This is a genomic window from Ferdinandcohnia sp. GQ5 (assembly GCF_059759275.1).
The window spans coordinates 25032-43444 of record NZ_JCAXEW010000012.1 but is presented as its reverse complement, the minus strand read 5'-3'; the positions used below and the strand labels follow the sequence as shown (position 1 = coordinate 43444).

At 37.5% G+C, this 18413-nt stretch carries 16 protein-coding genes and 1 riboswitch; of the genes, 6 read left to right on the top strand and 10 right to left on the bottom strand.

Annotated features, from left to right (window positions below):
* Positions 1–98: 98 nt before the first annotated feature.
* The gene (locus tag AC6CHV_RS15410; RefSeq protein ID WP_498079172.1) at positions 99–1289 is read right to left on the bottom strand and encodes a diguanylate cyclase domain-containing protein; all 1191 of its coding nucleotides are present in this window, start codon (positions 1287–1289) and stop codon (positions 99–101) included.
* A 339-nt stretch (positions 1290–1628) separates the two neighbouring features.
* A riboswitch (cyclic di-GMP riboswitch) is annotated at positions 1629–1692 on the bottom strand.
* 281 nt (positions 1693–1973) lie between these two features.
* On the opposite strand from AC6CHV_RS15410, the gene AC6CHV_RS15405 reads away from it, so the two are divergent.
* From AC6CHV_RS15405 to AC6CHV_RS15390, 4 genes are read left to right on the top strand one after another with little or no spacing between them, the layout of a single operon-like run.
* Complete coding sequence (locus AC6CHV_RS15405; RefSeq protein WP_498079171.1) at positions 1974–3083, top strand: polyamine ABC transporter ATP-binding protein; 1110 nt, start codon at positions 1974–1976, stop codon at positions 3081–3083.
* On the top strand, positions 3073–3891 hold the full coding sequence (locus AC6CHV_RS15400; protein ID WP_498079170.1) for an ABC transporter permease subunit: 819 nt from the start codon (positions 3073–3075) through the stop codon (positions 3889–3891). Before AC6CHV_RS15405 ends, AC6CHV_RS15400 begins: the two co-directional genes overlap by 11 nt.
* Complete coding sequence (locus AC6CHV_RS15395; protein ID WP_121449394.1) at positions 3881–4684, top strand: ABC transporter permease subunit; 804 nt, start codon at positions 3881–3883, stop codon at positions 4682–4684. The genes AC6CHV_RS15400 and AC6CHV_RS15395 overlap by 11 nt, the downstream gene beginning before the upstream one ends.
* On the top strand, positions 4681–5754 hold the full coding sequence (locus tag AC6CHV_RS15390; protein WP_498079169.1) for an extracellular solute-binding protein: 1074 nt from the start codon (positions 4681–4683) through the stop codon (positions 5752–5754). The genes AC6CHV_RS15395 and AC6CHV_RS15390 overlap by 4 nt, the downstream gene beginning before the upstream one ends.
* 774 nt (positions 5755–6528) lie before the next feature.
* On the opposite strand, the gene AC6CHV_RS15385 is transcribed toward AC6CHV_RS15390, so the two are convergent.
* The 5 genes from AC6CHV_RS15385 to AC6CHV_RS15365 all read right to left on the bottom strand — a co-directional run bounded on the left by AC6CHV_RS15385 (position 6529) and on the right by AC6CHV_RS15365 (position 12578).
* Positions 6529–7449, bottom strand: coding sequence for an NERD domain-containing protein (locus tag AC6CHV_RS15385; RefSeq protein ID WP_498079168.1), 921 nt, complete (start codon positions 7447–7449; stop codon positions 6529–6531).
* 153 nt (positions 7450–7602) lie between these two features.
* Positions 7603–9708 carry an MMPL family transporter gene (locus AC6CHV_RS15380; RefSeq protein WP_498079167.1) on the bottom strand — a complete coding sequence of 702 codons (2106 nt, stop codon included), beginning with the start codon at positions 9706–9708 and terminating at the stop codon, positions 7603–7605.
* A 104-nt stretch (positions 9709–9812) separates the two neighbouring features.
* On the bottom strand, positions 9813–10388 hold the full coding sequence (locus AC6CHV_RS15375; RefSeq protein ID WP_440273116.1) for a TetR/AcrR family transcriptional regulator: 576 nt from the start codon (positions 10386–10388) through the stop codon (positions 9813–9815).
* Positions 10389–10645: 257 nt separating this feature from the next.
* Complete coding sequence (locus AC6CHV_RS15370) at positions 10646–11707, bottom strand: LLM class flavin-dependent oxidoreductase (RefSeq protein WP_498079166.1); 1062 nt, start codon at positions 11705–11707, stop codon at positions 10646–10648.
* Between the two features lie 19 nt (positions 11708–11726).
* Positions 11727–12578, bottom strand: a complete 852-nt coding sequence (locus AC6CHV_RS15365) for a VOC family protein (RefSeq protein WP_121449399.1) — start codon at positions 12576–12578, stop codon at positions 11727–11729.
* Between the two features lie 190 nt (positions 12579–12768).
* Between AC6CHV_RS15365 and AC6CHV_RS15360 the strand changes: the two genes are divergently transcribed.
* Entirely contained in the window at positions 12769–13083 is a 315-nt protein-coding gene (locus AC6CHV_RS15360; protein WP_498079165.1) for a winged helix-turn-helix transcriptional regulator, read from the top strand.
* Between the two features lie 62 nt (positions 13084–13145).
* Here the strand turns inward: AC6CHV_RS15360 and AC6CHV_RS15355 are convergent, their stop codons facing one another.
* Positions 13146–14009: a LysR family transcriptional regulator gene (locus AC6CHV_RS15355; RefSeq protein WP_440273120.1), complete on the bottom strand. Its 864-nt coding sequence runs from the start codon at positions 14007–14009 to the stop codon at positions 13146–13148.
* Between the two features lie 145 nt (positions 14010–14154).
* Here AC6CHV_RS15355 and AC6CHV_RS15350 point away from each other — a divergent pair, with 145 nt between their 5' ends.
* On the top strand, positions 14155–15126 hold the full coding sequence (locus AC6CHV_RS15350; RefSeq protein ID WP_341329789.1) for a DMT family transporter: 972 nt from the start codon (positions 14155–14157) through the stop codon (positions 15124–15126).
* 60 nt (positions 15127–15186) lie between these two features.
* On the opposite strand, the gene AC6CHV_RS15345 is transcribed toward AC6CHV_RS15350, so the two are convergent.
* From AC6CHV_RS15345 to AC6CHV_RS15335, 3 genes are all read right to left on the bottom strand, one after another.
* Complete coding sequence (locus AC6CHV_RS15345) at positions 15187–16374, bottom strand: amidohydrolase (protein WP_498079164.1); 1188 nt, start codon at positions 16372–16374, stop codon at positions 15187–15189.
* 19 nt (positions 16375–16393) lie between these two features.
* The gene (locus AC6CHV_RS15340; protein ID WP_498079163.1) at positions 16394–17833 is read right to left on the bottom strand and encodes an MFS transporter; all 1440 of its coding nucleotides are present in this window, start codon (positions 17831–17833) and stop codon (positions 16394–16396) included.
* A gap of 333 nt (positions 17834–18166) precedes the next feature.
* Positions 18167–18403, bottom strand: coding sequence for a hypothetical protein (locus AC6CHV_RS15335; RefSeq protein WP_341329786.1), 237 nt, complete (start codon positions 18401–18403; stop codon positions 18167–18169).
* Positions 18404–18413: the final 10 nt, after the last annotated feature.

The following is an 18413-nucleotide window of genomic DNA, read 5'->3' as shown; positions in this document are numbered from 1 at the left end:
TGATTTTTACCTTCAGAAGCGATTGGCTTGTGACCTCGAGCCGATGGTGCCTGGAGCTGGACAACGAGTAAAAAGCTCATCCATTTGGATGAGCTTTTTTATTTCGCTATTACGATGCGTTTTTTTCCACTTTCTTTTGCAGCATATAGCGCTTGGTCGGCTGCCTTTTTTAAAGAATCTACGGTCGTTCCATGGTGTGGATATATCCCGACACCCGTACTGATCGAAACAATGATTTTTTCATTCTCCATGATGATTGGATTTTCATTATAATACTCATTTAATGTTGCGTAAATTTCCTTTACACACGTGTCACTGCTATTTTTAATCAGAATCATGAATTCATCTCCGGCATAACGATACCCCTCAAACTTTTCATTACATACCGTTTTCATTCCGTATGCTAGTACCTGTAAATATAGGTCACCAGCATCGTGCCCAAAGCGATCATTGACCTGTTTTAAATCATCAGAGTCTATCATCATAACTGTTATTTCATCATTCTCATTTTTGATCAGTTGTGCTAAATCCTCATGGAAGGCACGGTGGTTTTTTAAACCTGTTAATTCATCCGTACGAGACATTGTGTAAATTTTTTCATATAATCTTGCTGTTTCAATCGAGTTGATCACTTGCGCTCCGATCATTTGTAGTAGTTCCTCATGCTCTTTCCGATAAGCAAAATCTTTAAAGCTCTGAGTTGAGATGACACCTTTGACCTGGTCATCAATGACAACGGGTACAAAAAGACAGGAGCTTGTGTCCTCGTCCCCCTCACCCATTTTCGTATCATATTCAATGTTCTGGTTTTGATGTTTGAGGTGGACGATTTCCCTTGTTTTGATGACTTTTGATGTGTAGTTTTCGCCAAAGTCTACGGTACTTGGAGGAGCTGGTTCGCCATTATCCATAATAAAGACTAAATGAATATATTTGTCACCAGGATTATGCAATGCAATATAAAATGCATCAGTAGGCATAACACGTGAAACCATTTCATAAGACTTTTGGAGAAGGACGGATTCATTTAATGTTTTACTGCAGACTTGTGCGAAATCATGTAGGATTCGGTAATGCTTATTCATCCAATGCATGTTTTCCATTTGTTCGTTTATTTCTTGGAGTTGATTTAAAAGGGTACTGGTAATCTCTTGTTCTTCTTTTTCCTGACATGTTTGATTAAGTAAAGTACGAACCTCGTCAGAAATTAGAGTCTTCTCAGAACCAATCATCTCAATTAGTTCGCTTAATTTTTTTAGCAAGTTAAGATTCTGGATTGTTTTCTCCATGTAATCACTTCCAAATTTTTTTAGAGGATGTTCCAAAATTCGTTTGAAATGTTCCAATTCCAAAAATCTAGTAATATAGTAGCAACATATTGTTAATAAATTGGTATAAAAAAAGACTAATCATATACCGATTAATCTACGTTCTTTCGATACGAGCTGTACTCGGTAACTGGCTGGCATGTCCAAAATGAGGATGTTCCAAAACTCAGGTAAAAATGACACATAGAATTTCTGGGTTGGCTTACTTCTACGTTCCTCACGTATAATTACATACGCTCTGGTACAAAAAAGCTACGCCGCCTTGAACTTCTCGGTCCTTTTTATCTTCCATTTTGAACACTAGTGAACTTTAGCCCCTATAGTTTTGCGTCTTCATCTTTCAATGAATTTGCCCTTACTTTATCCAATTAACTCATTAAAGAAAGAGTATTTTAAATAGTACTATAATTATATTTCTATTTTCCTCTTTGGTCAATGAAATCGTTATAATCTTTTGCTAAAAACGGGAAAATTTTCCTATCCCAAATGCCCTATACACTTCTCTTGTTTCAATAAGAAAATAGTCTTCCCTAGTTTTCTGACTTGACAATTATAATTATTATTGTTTTTTTTGCCGATTCGTGTATAATTATGCCGGATTACGTTATGAATCTTATCTCTATTAATAGAAAGAAGGGGGTTGCTATGAACAGTATACCTATTATCCAATTTAAAAATGTCACAAAGCAGTATGACAATGATCCAGCTGTTCTCGACAATGTTAGCTTTGAAATAGAAAGAGGAAAATTTTATACTCTTCTCGGTCCATCTGGGTGTGGAAAAACCACGATACTTCGGTTAATCGCAGGATTTATTGAACCATCAAGTGGTGAGGTTTATTTTAATGGTAAAAAAGTAAATACGACACCTGCAAATAAACGTCAAGTAAATACAGTGTTTCAGGATTACGCCCTGTTTCCACATCTTAATGTATTTGAAAATATTGCTTTTGGGTTACGTATAAAGAAATTGAAGCAATCTGAAATAGATAAAAAGGTAAAAGAAGCTTTAAGCTTTGTTAATCTTGCAGGCTATGAAAATCGTGAAATTCAAGAAATGTCAGGTGGTCAGAGACAGCGTGTTGCGATTGCACGTGCAATTGTTAATGAACCCGAGATTATCTTATTGGATGAACCATTATCCGCTCTCGATTTGAAGCTTCGTACCGAAATGCAATACGAGCTTCGCGACCTTCAGAAGCGGCTTGGTATTACTTTTATCTTCGTTACCCATGACCAAGAAGAAGCTCTTGCCATGTCTGATGAGATATTTGTACTTAATGAAGGAAAAATTCAACAAAGTGGTACCCCAATTGATATATACGATGAACCAATCAATCGTTTTGTTGCTGATTTTATCGGTGAATCTAATATCGTAAAAGGAAAAATGCATCGAGACTTTCTCGTAGAATTCGTCGGAAAGACATTTGAATGCGTTGACCAAGGTTTTTCAGACAATGAATTAGTCGAAATTGTCATCCGTCCAGAAGATTTAGAAATTACTTCTGTTGAAAAAGGAAAACTACAAGTTGTAGTGGATTCCCAGTTATTTAGAGGAGTACATTATGAAATTTGCGGTTTGGATAAGGATGGAAATGAGTGGCTTGTTCATTCAACTAAGAAGGCTAAAGTTGGCGAAGAAATTGGACTTTATTTTGACCCAGAGGCAATACACGTTATGCGTCTTGGTGAAACAGAAGAAGAATATGATCGTCGTTTAGAGGCATACGTGGACGGGGAAAGCCATGGAAAATAAGGTAACACGTAATCTTGTTTTTATCCCTTATGCATTATGGATTCTCATATTTGTTATCGCTCCGGTTACACTTGTTGTCTATTATTCTTTTTTTGATATTGAGGGAAATTTATCTTTAGTAAACTATAAAACATTCTTCACACCCGTTTACTTAAAAATGACGCTGAGCTCTTTTTGGTATGCGTTTTTAATTACAGCTGTAACTCTATTAGTTGCATATCCGACAGCGTATTTAATTACAAGAACAAAACATAAACATCTGTGGTTATTATTAATCATTGCTCCATCCTGGATTAATTTACTATTAAAAGCCTATGCTTTTATTGGAATTTTCGGAACTTATGGCACAGCGAATGCGATTCTTGAAGTGTTTGGTATTGGCTCTAAACAATTATTATTTACGGATTTTAGCTTTGTGTTTGTATCTGTATATATTTTTATTCCGTTTATGATTTTACCAATCTTCAACTCGTTAAATGAATTAAACCCTAGTCTGCTAGATGCTTCTCGCGACCTTGGGGCATCTAAATGGACTACGTTTCGTCGTGTGATTTTTCCACTTACGATTCAAGGGGTAAAATCTGGCTGTCAGGTTGTATTTATTCCTGCTTTATCATTATTCATGCTGACACGACTAATTGCAGGAAACAAAGTGATTACACTTGGTACTGCTATTGAACAGCAGTTTCTTGTCACTCAGGATTGGGGCATGGGTTCAACAATAGCTGTCTTCCTGATTATTTTTATGGTATTAATTATGGTCGCAACTGGAAACCGCAAGAAACGAGGTGCTAAAAATGAGAGATAAACTGGCTATTTCTTCTAAGGCGTATCTATTTATTATTTTCTTCATTTTATATGCACCGATTTTCTATCTCGTGTATTACTCATTCAATAGTGGTGGCACGATGAGCAATTTTGAGGGCTTTACCTTGGATTGGTATAAGGAGCTATTCGGGGATACTAGACTGCTAATCATCGTGTTAAATACATTTGTGATTGCCTTGCTTTCTGCTCTTGTATCGACCATTATTGGCGTGCTTGGAGCCATTTGGATTCATTCGATTAAACAAAGACAAACTCAAAATACTTTACTATCGTTAAATAACGTCTTGATTGTAAGTCCTGATGTCATTATCGGTGCTTCCTTTTTAATTTTATTAACAATGGCTGGAATTAAATTAGGATTTTATTCTGTGTTACTTTCACATATTGCCTTCAGTATTCCAATCGTTGTACTTATGGTACTGCCAAAACTAAAAGAGATGAGTCCTTCTTTAATTGATGCAGCGAGAGATCTCGGAGCAAGCCAATGGCAGGTTCTAACAAAGGTGATTATTCCTTACATCACACCAGGAATTTTTGCTGGATTTTTCATGGCCCTTACGTATTCCTTCGATGATTTCGCTGTTACATTTTTCGTAACAGGAAATGGTTTCTCAACGCTATCTGTTGAAATCTATTCTCTTGCACGACGAGGAATCTCGTTAAATATTAATGCATTGTCAACTCTTCTCTTTATCTTTACAATGCTTCTTGTTGTTGGATATTACTTTATTGCACAACGAGGAAACACACGTGGATTGGGGGTTCGAAAATGACGAAACTCATCCGTGCCTTTATAGCAATTGCACTAGTATCAGGTGGGTTACTCTACCTTATCCACCATTTAAATTCATCTCAGGGTCTCGCTGGTGGGAACACCTTGACGATTTATAACTGGGGCGACTATATCGACGAAGAACTCATCGATCGTTTTGAAGAGGAAACTGGAATCAAGGTTATTTATGAAACCTTCGACTCTAATGAAGCGATGATGACAAAAATCGAACAAGGTGGAACCACCTACGATATCGCGGTGCCATCTGAATATATGATTGATAAAATGCGCCAAGAGGACTTACTCATCCCTCTTGACCATTCAAAACTACCAAATTTAAAAAACATTGATGAACGGTTCATGGATCTTCCTTTTGATCCGGGTAATCAGTACTCAGTCCCATATTTCTGGGGGACGGTCGGCATTGTCTATAACTCTACCATGCTTGATGGTAAAGAATTTACAAGCTGGAATGATCTCTGGGACCCTTCCCTAAAAAATGAAATCATCTTGGTTGATGGTGCCAGAGAAATCATTGGAATGGGGCTTAACTCTCTTGGTTATTCATTGAATGATACTAATCTTGACCACTTAATTGAAGCAAAGGCAAAACTGATGAAGCTTACCCCAAATGTAAAAGCAATTGTTGGTGACGAGGGTAAAGTACTGATTCAAAATCGCGAGGCTGCGATTGGAATTGTTTGGTCGGGTGATGCCGCTGATATCATGTGGGAAAATGAGGATCTGAACTATGTCGTACCAAGCGAAGGCTCTAACCTCTGGTTTGACAATATGGTCATTCCGAAGACAGCCAAAAATATTGATGGCGCACATCAGTTTATTAATTTTATGCTGGATGCGGAAGTAGCAGCTCAAAACACGGAATACGTCAGCTACTCTACTCCAAACAAAGAAGCACTACAATATATGCCAGAAGATATGGTGTCTGATGAGCGTTTCTACCCATCTCCAGAGCTAACCGAAAAGCTTGAGGTGTATGAAAACCTTGGGAAAAAGAACCTCGCCATCTATAACCAGCTTTTCCTAGAATTTAAGATGGGACAGAACTAACAGAAAAGCGCAAGGTGCCCGAATTCCAGCTGAAGGTAGGTACTCTTGTGCCTACCTCTGAAGCTTAGCCGTCCTGTCGTGGTCCACAAGTACTGAAAAAGGCATCTTTTTCCCTCAGAGGGGATTGGCTAGATAAGAGAGCCGAGATGCTCTTTCTTGGAGCTAGCATCGAATACAAGGACTGTATCATAACCGATACGGTCCTTGTGTTCGTTTATTGCGTTTTATCTTTTTTGCTTCTGGGGTAAACAAAGACTATGCGTTCAATATTTCGTTTTTAAATAATGCATAAGTTGAAAATCGTTACATTCTTACTCAACTTATAGGCTATTTTTCCCTTTTATTGGATCTTGCGAATGGTTTGGTGCTGCCTATTCTCAAAAAAGCATTCGTATCCCCTATTTACGTATGCTTTTTGATCACTTTCGCTTAGAAATCATTCGGAAATGGAATTTCATTACAATTCATGCCGATTCCAAAGTTACCTTTTCCTTTTATTGGATTTTCTGAATGGTTTTGTTTCACCTATCCTCAAAAAAACATTCGCAATCCCTATTTGCGTATGCTTTTTGGTCATTTTCGCTTAAAAAAGATACAGAAATGGAAATAAATTACAATTATCATCGATTCTAATGTCACTTTTTCCTTTTCCTGGATTTTACAAATACTTTTGTCTGCCCTGTCCACAAAAAAGCATTCGTATCCCTTATTTACCAATGCCTTTTGATCCATCTCGCTTAAAAATAATATAGAAGTGAATTTCCACTACTACACTTATATAAAACGGTAATACGTTGATTTTCCTCCCTCAACCATAACAAGATGTTCCTTCAATATTTTCTGCATTCTAAGCCTATTCATATCAAGCCCACACCAATCATTAGCCTCAGAAACGGTCAGTATCCTATTTGGAAAGAGCACCCTATATTCTTCTAGTGATCTCATAATACCTGTATGTAGAGCTTCCTTTGCCCCGCACCTCTCACACATAAGGTATCTTCCATTCAAACTAACCGATAGCGATCCACAATCGACGCAAGAGATTCCCTTTTTCACAGATTGATAGGTATATTCAGGGATAAGCTTATCATTGAATGGAGAATTTTCACTATGAAGTAGGGCTAGTTCTTTTGCCGATCCTATTAATGATCCACTAGTATTCATAGAAGCATAACCTAACTTCTTTAACAAAGAATTAATTTGAGTAGGTAGGATGATTGGAAGATGTCTATCTGCCTGAAAAAGGGTAAAGTCGGGATTATCAAAAATGATTTTCGCTTCAATGGGAAGATTAATACCTATTGATTGCATGAGTGGTCTAAGCAGGGATTCAGAGCGCTCTAGTTGAGGAATTGGATTCTTTATTTCATACCCAGATGAAAAGTACCATCGATTACCCTCAATATAAAATTCTCCTTCAAAGTTTTTGACATCGAAAAGATAGATTTTGTATGGACATATAAGGAGTGAGTCAATTTGAAAAGTTGTGTTTCGCCATTCAAGGAGGAGGTCATATAGTTGAAGATATGTGGAAGCAGGGGATCGGGCTATTAGTTCATCGAAATTGCATTCGCCTTCAAAGCCTTTTTCATCAGCTAGTAACTTTTTTACTTGCCCATCAGTAAACACTATTCGGGGCTTTAAGTAACGCCGTATTTGTAGGTGATTTGGAACCTTTCTTGCTTTAAGTATCATCTTTAGCCTTCCTTTTCTAAATTTTTACAATATAATAGTTTCATAATTCACAAATCTTGTCAATCACCTAAAATTCGATTTAATTAGAACACAAATCCATACACTATAAAAAGGCCTGTATCTAAATTGATACAGGCCCTTTCTTTTCTATCACTAATTTTCTTTACTTACCGCTTTATCCTTCTCTAAGAGTACGATTAACCCAGGTAACAATACTCCGCGGATTAGGAATGTGTCTAACAGAATTCCTACCGCTACAATAAAGCCGAAGACAAATAATAATTGAACCGGCTGTGTCATGAGGACCGCAAAGGTGGCAGCTAAAATGACACCCGCAGATGAAATGACTCCACCTGTTTTTGCGACTGCTATTTGTACCGCTTCTTTGACTGAATGATTTCTTCTTTCTTCCTGGAATCTTGAGATGAGCATAATATTATAATCAATTCCAAGTGCAACTAAGAAAACAAATGCGTATAATGGAACACGATTCGCTATCGTGTCGATATCAAAGAATAAGTTTGTTAAGAACATACCTAATCCTAATGCCGCTAAAAATGAAACTAAGATTGTACCCATCATATAAATAGGCATTTTAAATGATTTTGTAAGAACAATTAGCATACCAAAAATTAAAATCGTTTCAAGTATAACGATCAAGATAACGTCTCGATTATTTGTTGAGCGATCATCCACTTTAGTTGCGGTTTCTCCTGCAAAGTAGAGTTCTCCATCTACATCCGCATCTTTCAAAATGGTTTCAGAGTTTGAAATCATCTTCTCCATTGCGTTAATCGTTTCTATATCATATGGCCCTTCTTCAAACGTTAAAGAGAAATTTAGAACCCGATTTTCTTCAGCAGTTCCGTTGATTCTAACGTCACTCACAAGATCTTGAGCTAGTAACTCTTCGCGTAGCGCATCCTGCTCTTCCTTTGTAACAGCCGCTTTCCCTTCAAACAAGACTGTAGATGGTGCAAGTTCACCTTTTGCAAATTTCTCCTCGATGAGTTCATATCCTTGTCGTGATGGCATATCCTCTGGAAATGACTTCATCGTGTCGAATTCGTAATTTAAGTTAAACATATTGGCTGCAGAAATAAGAAGAAAAATCCCTACAATTGCGACATATAATCCTGGCTTTTTAACAACCATTCTTCCGACTTTGCTCCAGATGGAGTTATCTTTTACTTTTGCATCCCCTACTTTTGGTACCTTTGGCCAGAATGATTTTCTACCGAAAAGTGTAAATAGTGCTGGCACGAGTGTGACAGATGCAATCATGATGATTACCATTGTTGTACCGAAGGTTGGAGCAAAATTACGATAATCTCCAAGGTCTGCGAAGAATAATACTAGCATTGCCGCTAATACTGTCCCACCTGAGAAAAAGACAGGCATTCCTACCTCTTTCATGGCAGCTCTCATCGCATCATATTTATTTTCATAATTCTTGAGCTCCTCACGGAAACGAGAAAATACAAATAACGAGTAATCAATGACGGCCGCAAATAAAAGAATCGACATAATTGAGATTGTCTGATTACTTAGCTGTAAACCAGCTTTCCCTAGTATACCTAATGATTGCATAGTCACTTCATAGACAAAGACAGCTGCTAATAACGGTATTAGGGCTAACAATGGTGAACGATAAATCACAATTAATAAAATGAGGATTAACCCTACCGTTGATAAAATTAACACTAGATCGGCCCTTGAAAATAAATCCAGTGAATCTGTTGCAATTCCCGCTGGACCAGTTACATACAAAGTTAGATCTGAATTATCTTTAACGACCTTTATAACCTCATCCTTAGAATCGCGGATTTCCGTTGTTTCTAACGATGCATCAAACATGATTGGAAGTATAGCAGCTGATTGGTCCTCTGAAAAGAATCCTGCAGCAGCCTGCGGTGGCAAGGTTGATAAAGGAACTACCTGCTCTACCCCAGGAATTTCAGCATTCTCAATTTGACTAGATACATCTACAAGATCTTGAAATGAGAATTGTTCATCATTATGAAAGACCAAGATTGCTGGAGTCCCATTACTATCCTTGAAATACTCATCCACTTTACTTTGGGCAATTACCGACTGTGCATCCTCAGGAAGTGAGTCAATTCTCGAAACCTCATAATCCTTTGCGTTCGGCGCAAAAACGGCTAATAATATGGTGACAATAAGCCAAGAGGCTAATGTAATCCACATTCCTTTTTTTGTGGTGACTTTATCTGTAATGGCTCGTAACATGTTTTTCAATTTTAAACCACCTCTTCTTTCAAAAGTAACACTCATGTCACTTTCTATAAAAAAATTAACACAGTTGTCACGATAATTATCTTTTAAAGTGACACCCGTGTCAATTATAAGTCTTTGAAGATTCCGTGACAAATTATTTCTTTAATCGACTGAACCCACTTATCATGGGGAATGCCAAAATGATTTGGAATCGCGACTGATTGAAAAATATAACCTAAGATGACTGGTTCAGGAATATTTGGATTAAATTGTTGTTCACTTTTACCCGATTCAATTAAACCCTCCACATAACGGTACATCTCAATGTGATAGCTTTCAAGTTTTTCCATGTTTTCTTTTACTTTCTCATTTATGTGGACCGGAACACGCTTCCCAATTTCTATAAGTTGATAAAGTTCCGGATTCTTAAACATGAGGTTTAAAAGAAAATCAAATTGACTATGAAAGCCTTCAATTGAGTATATTTCCTTTAGCTCCTGGAGAAATTGCTCCATTTTAAAAAGCATATACTCCGTAATCAATTCTTCCTTGTTTTCAAAATACTTATAGATTGCTCCTCGGGAAACACGCAAATGATCCGCAACCAAACTAAACTGGAACCCTTCATAATGATGTGTTAGGAGTAGTTCCTCAGTTGTCTTATATAATTCCTCAGTTGTAAATTTACGTTCACGAGCCATGTCCTTCACCCCACCCTCATTATAGAACAAGATATAAGTAAAGAGAAAGAGTTGACTACGAATTGACACATTAATATCAATATTGGGCTAGTACAGCACACTTTTTAACCTGCTCAACAATACGAATTTGATTCAAACAAACGTTTAATTGAATTCGCAAGTTATTGTTACTAAAGGAAAAACCCATTAAACAAACGCTTGTTTGAAAATGGGTTTTCTCGAAAATAGCCGATTAGTACAGATAGTTTTCGTATCCATTATTTACTTGTTTCTCTTCGAACGATTGGAGCAACCTCCGTTGCTAACAATTCAATACCTTTTGCTACATTTTTAAAAGGTTGACCACCTATATCTAACTGGGCAAGAAATCGTTTGTGCCCAAAGAGCTCGTATTGTGTGAGGATTTTTTCAGCGACTTGCTGTGGACTTCCTACGAACAAGGCCGTTTCTGGACTAGCCATATGTTCAAAGTCATTCCTTGACATCCTTGTCCCCATTCCACGCTGACGATTTACATATTCCCAGTAATTGGAGTAATAAGGGTAAAACTCATCCTTTGCTTGCTGAGTTGTTTCAGCTAGATAAGCATGGCCTGTTACACCGACCTTTAAGTCTTGAGGGTTATGTCCTGCTTCTATTCCTGCTTGACGATAGAGATCGACAAGTGGCTTAAATCGTTTTGGATGACCACCTAATATTGCTAGAGCCATCCCCACCCCAAACTTTCCAGCACGAACGGCACTTTCAGGTGTACCTCCAACTCCGATCCATACTGGTAGATTTTCCTGTACTGGTCTAGGAGCGATTTCTGCATTCCTTAATGAAGAACGAAACTTCCCCGACCAAGTGACAGTCTCATTTTGAGTTAATTTTAATAATAAATCCATATGTTCTTCAAACAATTCATCATAATCATTTGTGCTATAACCGAAAAGAGGAAATGATTCAATAAACGCTCCTCTACCGGCCAGTATTTCTGCACGACCATCCGAGAGTAAATCCAATGTTGCAAAATCCTCAAATAGACGAACGGGATCAAGCGTACTTAATACACTCGTTGTACTCGTTAATCTAATTTGTTCAGTGCCTTGGGCAATTGCAGCCAATATAACTGCTGGAGAAGATGATGCATAGTCTAGACGATGATGCTCTCCTATTCCAAATACATCAAGTCCAGCCTCGTCCGCAAGTTTTGCAGCTTGAATCATTTCTTTTACTCTTTCTTGAGCGGTAATGGTCTTACCGGTAAGGGGGTCTGGCCCAATATCAGCGAGAGTGTAAATGCCAATTTCAAAATCACTTTTCTTTTCTTGATTCATTAAAGGTGTCCTCCCTTCATTAGATAGCTAACTCTATTTGATTTCCAGAAGGGTCAAATGTGATAACCGTATCGTTCTCTTCGATCACATCCGCACCAATCTTTTTCAAATTTTCCACAATCCCGTCACGGGCTTCTTCAGTTGGCAAAATAAGTGTATACGATTCAAGCCCAACACCATTTTTAGGTGGCTTAGGTGCTCCTACGCCATTCCATGTATTAACTCCAATATGATGGTGGTACTTTCCGGACGAAAGGAAAAGTGCCTGTGTACCATAACGATTTACAACATCCAATCCAAGTCCTTTCACATAAAACTCTTCGGTCTTTTGTAACTCAGCTACATGTAAGTGAATATGCCCCATTAGCGTTTCATTTGGCATCCCTTTCCATGTTTTACCTGGTTCAATGTTGTTTAAAAGTCTTTCAAAATCTAGCGGATCAACAGCCATCTCCACTTCTTCACCCTTCCAATCCCATTCAGAGGGATCGCGGTCTATATATATTTCAATTTGGTTGCCATCAGGATCATTTAGATATAAAGCTTCACTAACTAGATGGTCAGAAGAGCCAAAGCGAACCCCTTTTTCTACTAGATGAACAACAATATTAGCCAAATCTGTTTTTGTAGGTAAAAGAAGAGCAAAATGATAGAGTCCAGTTGTTCTTCCTTGCTTTGGAACAACATCTTCAGGTTGTTCCAGTGATAGAATACTTGTCTTTCCATCAGTCGTTAGTTTTGCTGTCGAGTCTGTTCGTTCCAAAATATCAAATCCCAGTATATCCTTATAGAACTGTAATGAACGTTCTAGCTTTTCAACTTTTATTTTGACATGTCCAACAAATGTGGTTGGCTTTGCATGGTATCCCATTATTATCCTCCTAGATTATCTATAATTTTATATAACTTTCCCTTTACAATATCAATTCGTTTTTAAAATTAAGTTACTTTATGTAAGTAAGTTTATTTATATAATTAATTATTGTCAAGTAATTAAATTTCCAATTGTAAATAGTTTTTCATTTTAGTACAATACTCATTAAGAGAGGTGCATTTTTAAAATGAAACAACCTACAATCTGCCCGAAATTTGAAAAAGCAATTTCACTATTAAGTCAAAGATGGACAGCTTTGGTTATCTATCAATTATTAGTAGGGCCACAAAGGTTTAATGAGGTACAATCTTCAATAGGTATAAGTGGAAAGGTATTATCAGATCGTTTAAAGGAACTGGAGCACCAAGGATTGGTTAAACGTGAGGTTATCCCTGAAACGCCTGTTATTATTGAGTATTCACTAACAGAAAGAGGACATAGTATCGAACCCATTTTAAGGGAAATTGAAAAATGGTCGCAAGAATGGGTAAAAATAGATTAAAAAAAATGGTAAAGGGTTGTTCCACAAGTCATGTCGGTGACTATTGGGAACAACCTGTTTTTTTATACTGTTATTTGATTATTCGTTTCGATGGTTTCAATAAATTTTTCCATTGTTGAGGTTAAGTACGAATCAGCTCTTCTTATAAAAACGGTTTTGATTTTACTGTATTGATCTGGAAGGGTATAACATCTGATGAGCCCACTTTGCTCCAAATGGGTAACCGCTGATCTTGGGACGAATGCCACACCAAGTCCAACGACTACGCTACGCAAAATCGTTTCTAATGTGCCAAATTCCATCACTTTTCTTGGTGTAAGGTTTTGGTCTCTATACCACGCTTTAAATCTCGCTCGGTATCCGCAGCCTTCACTAAAGCAAAGAATGGTTTCCTCTTTCGACTCTTCCAATGAGGATGTACGAATATCTGATATTAACACAAGCTCCTCTTGCAATACGTCATGCGACACAAGGTCAGGATGAAAGTCTGATTCAGAAACGAATGCTCCATCCAACTTATGATGTAACACTTGCTTTTCCAAATCTTCAGTGACACCAGTATATAATGACAGATCCACATTTTTATATTTTTTAGTATAGGTAGATAATATTTTTGGTAAATGAATGACAGTTTCAACTGTTCCAATTTCTAATTTACCAGACGGCTCATTTTTATTTTGAACGGCTTTTTTCATTTCATCTGTTAACAACAATATTTTTTTACTATAGGTTAATAGTTTCTTCCCCTCGGGTGTCAACGTCATTCCCCGACGATGTCGATTAAACAAAGGTGTATTTAGCTCAGCCTCGAGCTTCTGGATCCGTGATGTAATATTGGATTGAACGTAGCTCAACTCTTTTGCCACTTCTGTAATTGTTCCTTTTTCTGCTACCATCTGAAAAATTTCTAAGTCTTTGAATTCCACAGTTTCTCCTCCTGTTCGCACAATTATCTCTATAAATATGATATCAATAAAAATGATATTAATCATTGTTTTTATTCATTTTACAAGATATACAAATCGTTTTAAGATGATGATTATCGTAACTTATTGAAAGAGGTAGAGGAAAGTGAAAAATAGTGTACTAATCGGAGCGATTTTGTGTTTTATTGCAGCGGTATCATGGGGAGCAATGTTTCCTGTAGCTCATGCGGCATTTAAACATCTTGATCCCTTTTATTTTACAATCATTCGTTATGGCGCTGTAACTATTATATTAGTGGCCATCTTATTATGGAAAGAAGGAAAGCAAGCTTTCCGCTTTGAAGGAAAAGGACTTCAATTATGGTTTTTCGGCACGATGGCATTCACCGTCTATAATCTTTTTATCTTCTGGGGTGAAGATTTATTAGGTGCTTCCGGAGTAATGGTCGCATCAATTATGGAATCCCTCATGCCGATGATTTCCGTTGTAATCGTATGGATGATTTTTAGGAAACGCCCGCAACTATTCACATTAGGATGTGTAATCGTATCATTCATTGGCGCGATGTTGGTGATTACTAAAGGTGATGTTAGAGCTTTTCTTGGAGCAACTGATGACTTTATACCTTCATTACTAATATTCATTGCCGTAATAGGATGGGTCATTTACACGATGGGGGGTAGTGAATTTAGTGGTTGGTCTGCATTGCGTTATTCAACGTTAAGTTGTTTACTTGGAACAATTACTGCTATTGTAATTACAATTGGTGCAACTTTGTTCGGCTCTTTAACTGTCCCAACAGTAGAAAGTATGCTAACTGTTAGCCCACATTTATTATTTATGATTATTTTTCCTGGGGTGATTGCATTACTCGGTTGGAATATTGGTGTGAGCATATTATCACCATTAAATGGATTGCTGTTCATTAACTTTGTTCCCGTTACAACACTCTTGATTTCGATTTTTCAGGGTAATCAGGTAACGATGTTCGATCTTCTTGGTACAATCTTAATCATCGTTTCACTATTATCTAATAATATCTACGTAAGGCTGTCGCAAAAGAAAAAATCTGTTAAACAAGTTCGTACAAATTTGAGAGAAATGCCTTTATCCTAAAAAGGCTAACGCCCATCCAACATATCACTTGTTGAATGGGCTTTGTTTTGGATAAGTACCCTAATCTAATTCATAAAATCCACAAACCACAGTTCCCACTGCCTTTGCAGCGACAAGGAGGGCATCTTCATCAATATCAAATTTAGGATGATGATTGAAATAGGGATCCTTATCCCCCTTTGGCGTACATGCAATATAGAAGAAACAAGAAGGGAACTTTTCTGCATAATAAGCAAAATCTTCAGATGGTGCCATTGCTAGAAATTCCTTCACTTCTTTAATGTCTTTGTCATTTGCATTGTTTAGATACTCTGCAACTTTTCCTGTTAATTCTGGATCATTGTATAGGGGAGGATAATCCGTTTTGTAAGTTAGCTCACATGTTACTCCGAATTCTTCTTCAAGTCCACGGGCAAGACGTTTCACTTCTTTTTCAATTTTTTCCTTTGTTTCATCCGTCATATAACGAATGTCACCTTCAAGCTCTACGCTATCTTTGATGACATTAAATGTTCCTTTACCATCAAATGAACCTATCGTAATAACACCATTTTCAAATGGGCTTAAACGACGGCTAATGATTGTTTGAACGGCTGTTACAAAATGCGCCCCTGCCACAATCGCATCATTTGCCAAATGTGGCGATGAGCCATGGCCACCTCTACCTTGGACCTTTAATTTCATATAAGCTCTTCCGTTAAATGAATATCCTGCATGATACCCAACTGTCCCTGCCGGACCTAGTGGAAGTAGATGGATGCCGAATACATGATCTAAATCATCAAGAATACCAGATTCCACGATACTTTTTGCCCCACCCGGCGGAACCTCTTCGGCATGCTGGTGAATAATTTTGATTGTACCGGGTATTTCATTTTTTAATTGAATTAAACAGTCTGCTAGTACTAACAAATACGCTGTATGTCCATCATGACCACACGCATGCATCACACCTTCAGTCTTTGATTTAAACGGTACATCTGTTTCTTCGACAATAGGAAGCGCATCAAAGTCTGCACGCAGGCCAATGTTTTTTCCAGACTTCCCCCCCTTTATTGTCACGACAATTCCATAACCATTCCCAACATTGGCTTGAACCTCTACATCTTTCCCTTTATAAAAATCTAAAATATACTGAGCGGTTTTTTCTTCTTTAAAGGATAGTTCGGGATTTTCATGTAAATGTCTGCGGATTTCAATCATTTCATCCTTTCGTGATTCTAACATTTCCATCAATTGTTCTTTCATTGGCTGTTCTCCTTTTCGACTATTCTAAAATGGGCTCTTTAGTTGGTGTTTTGTTAGAAGCAGGGTTTGGTTTAACCTCTTTAGTTGTTTTTCCTGCATCTTTTGGTACCAGCATAATAATCGATAGTATCGATAAAATACCGAAGATGACATTAACAATGATTCCTACCGTAGCTGCAAATTCTAGGTTCCCATTAGCTGTTATCGCCGCGTAAGCTGTAGCAGAAATTGCAACACCGAATGCACTACCAAGTGAACTTGCCATTTTATAAACACCAGCGGCTTCTCCCACCTTTTCAGCTGGTGCATTTGATACAGAAGTATCTGTTGAAGGGGTGGCATAGATTCCAAGTCCTAACCCAAATAATGCAAATCCAATAAACACAACAACTGTATAAGCAAGATCAGATAAGAATGTTAATCCCATGACACCTACACCAAGCGTAGTGATAGTAGCGCCCCAAACCATCGGCTTTTTTGCACCTACTTTTTGTAAGATTTTTTCCCCAACACGGATCATTGCCAATACCGCTACTAAATAACCGAGGGACAACATACCTGATTGAAAAGAATTAAAACCTCTACCCACCTGTACATACGTGTTCGCTACAACTAATGTACCAGCAATCGCATTCAGCAAGAAGTTGGATACAGTTGCACCAGTATAAAGCGCATTTTTAAATAAAGCAAAATCAATAAGAACAATTTCTTTATTCTTCTCTACTTTAATGAAAAGGAGAAGACCTATTATTGTTACTGCAGCAAGGCCTAGCGAAATTGGACTTGTCCATCCTAAATCTGCCCCATATGTAATAAACACATTTAGTGCGATCATCGTTACGATAAAAATTGCTAAGCCTGAGTAATCGAATTTAAAAGAACCTGAGGATTCTTGTTTACTTTCTGGTGTATCCTTTAATAAAAACATCCCAACGATTGCAAAAGTAATCGAAAATACGAAAATCCATCTCCATCCTAAAGATGTCGCGATTGTGCCACCTGCAAAAGAAGCAACCCCTGACCCTCCCCAGGAACCAATGGACCAAAAACTGAGTGCACGTTGTCGTTCTGCTCCCTCGAAATAAGCCTTCATTAATGCAATTGTTGATGGCATAATACATGCTGCTGAAACACCTTGAATAATACGTCCCATAATTAGTAATACAGACCCTTGAGCCATTAACAGACATAGTGAACCGACAATACTTAAGATAAATCCAAAATAGGCAATCCTTTTACGACCTATTTTGTCAGCTAAACCACCTGCAGCCACGATAAGCAACCCTGAGAATAGTGCTGTTAAACTTATGGCGATGTTCAGCGTCCCAAGTGAAATCCCTAAATCCTCTTGCACGGCAGGGACTACATTGACCATTGCTTGCGCAAATAACCAGAATGTAATAACACCAAATACAATCCCAATTATCATTTTGTTTGTACCTTTATATGCTAACTCCATAGATTTCCCCCCTTTTACTACTAGAATCTCCTCCGCAGTCCACATCATCCTGCGAATTAGCCCCACTTTTTTACAATTTTTCGACTAGTACAGTTCGTATTTCCGCTCGCTTAACACGATTAATCCAGTTCAAACAAACGTTTAATTGAAATTGCAAGTCGTTGATACATCTGGGCTAATCCGTTAAACAAACGTTTGATTGAAAATGGGCTTTTACGAAAATGATTGATTAGTACAGATTGTTTTTAAGGCTAAAAAGCTCAGCATCAAAAAACCCCCATAAATAGTTTAATGGGGGCTTTCGTAAAGTTTTTTATATATTAGGACAGGACTCTACTGAAGCATACTTAATTTCTCTGCATAGCGCTTTTCATTAAAAGGAACTTGGTTTTTCAAAAGTTCGTACATTTCTTCAATAAGCACTCTGCCGATCATTTCTTTAGACTCCATTTCTGAGAAACCTGAGTTGACCAATCGTTCCAAGGTTTCTTTGGTACATTTTGGGTCATTTATGTTAATCTGATTATCCACAATTTCGATAATTTTAGCTTTTAATTTTTCTTTAACCATCAGCCTTTTC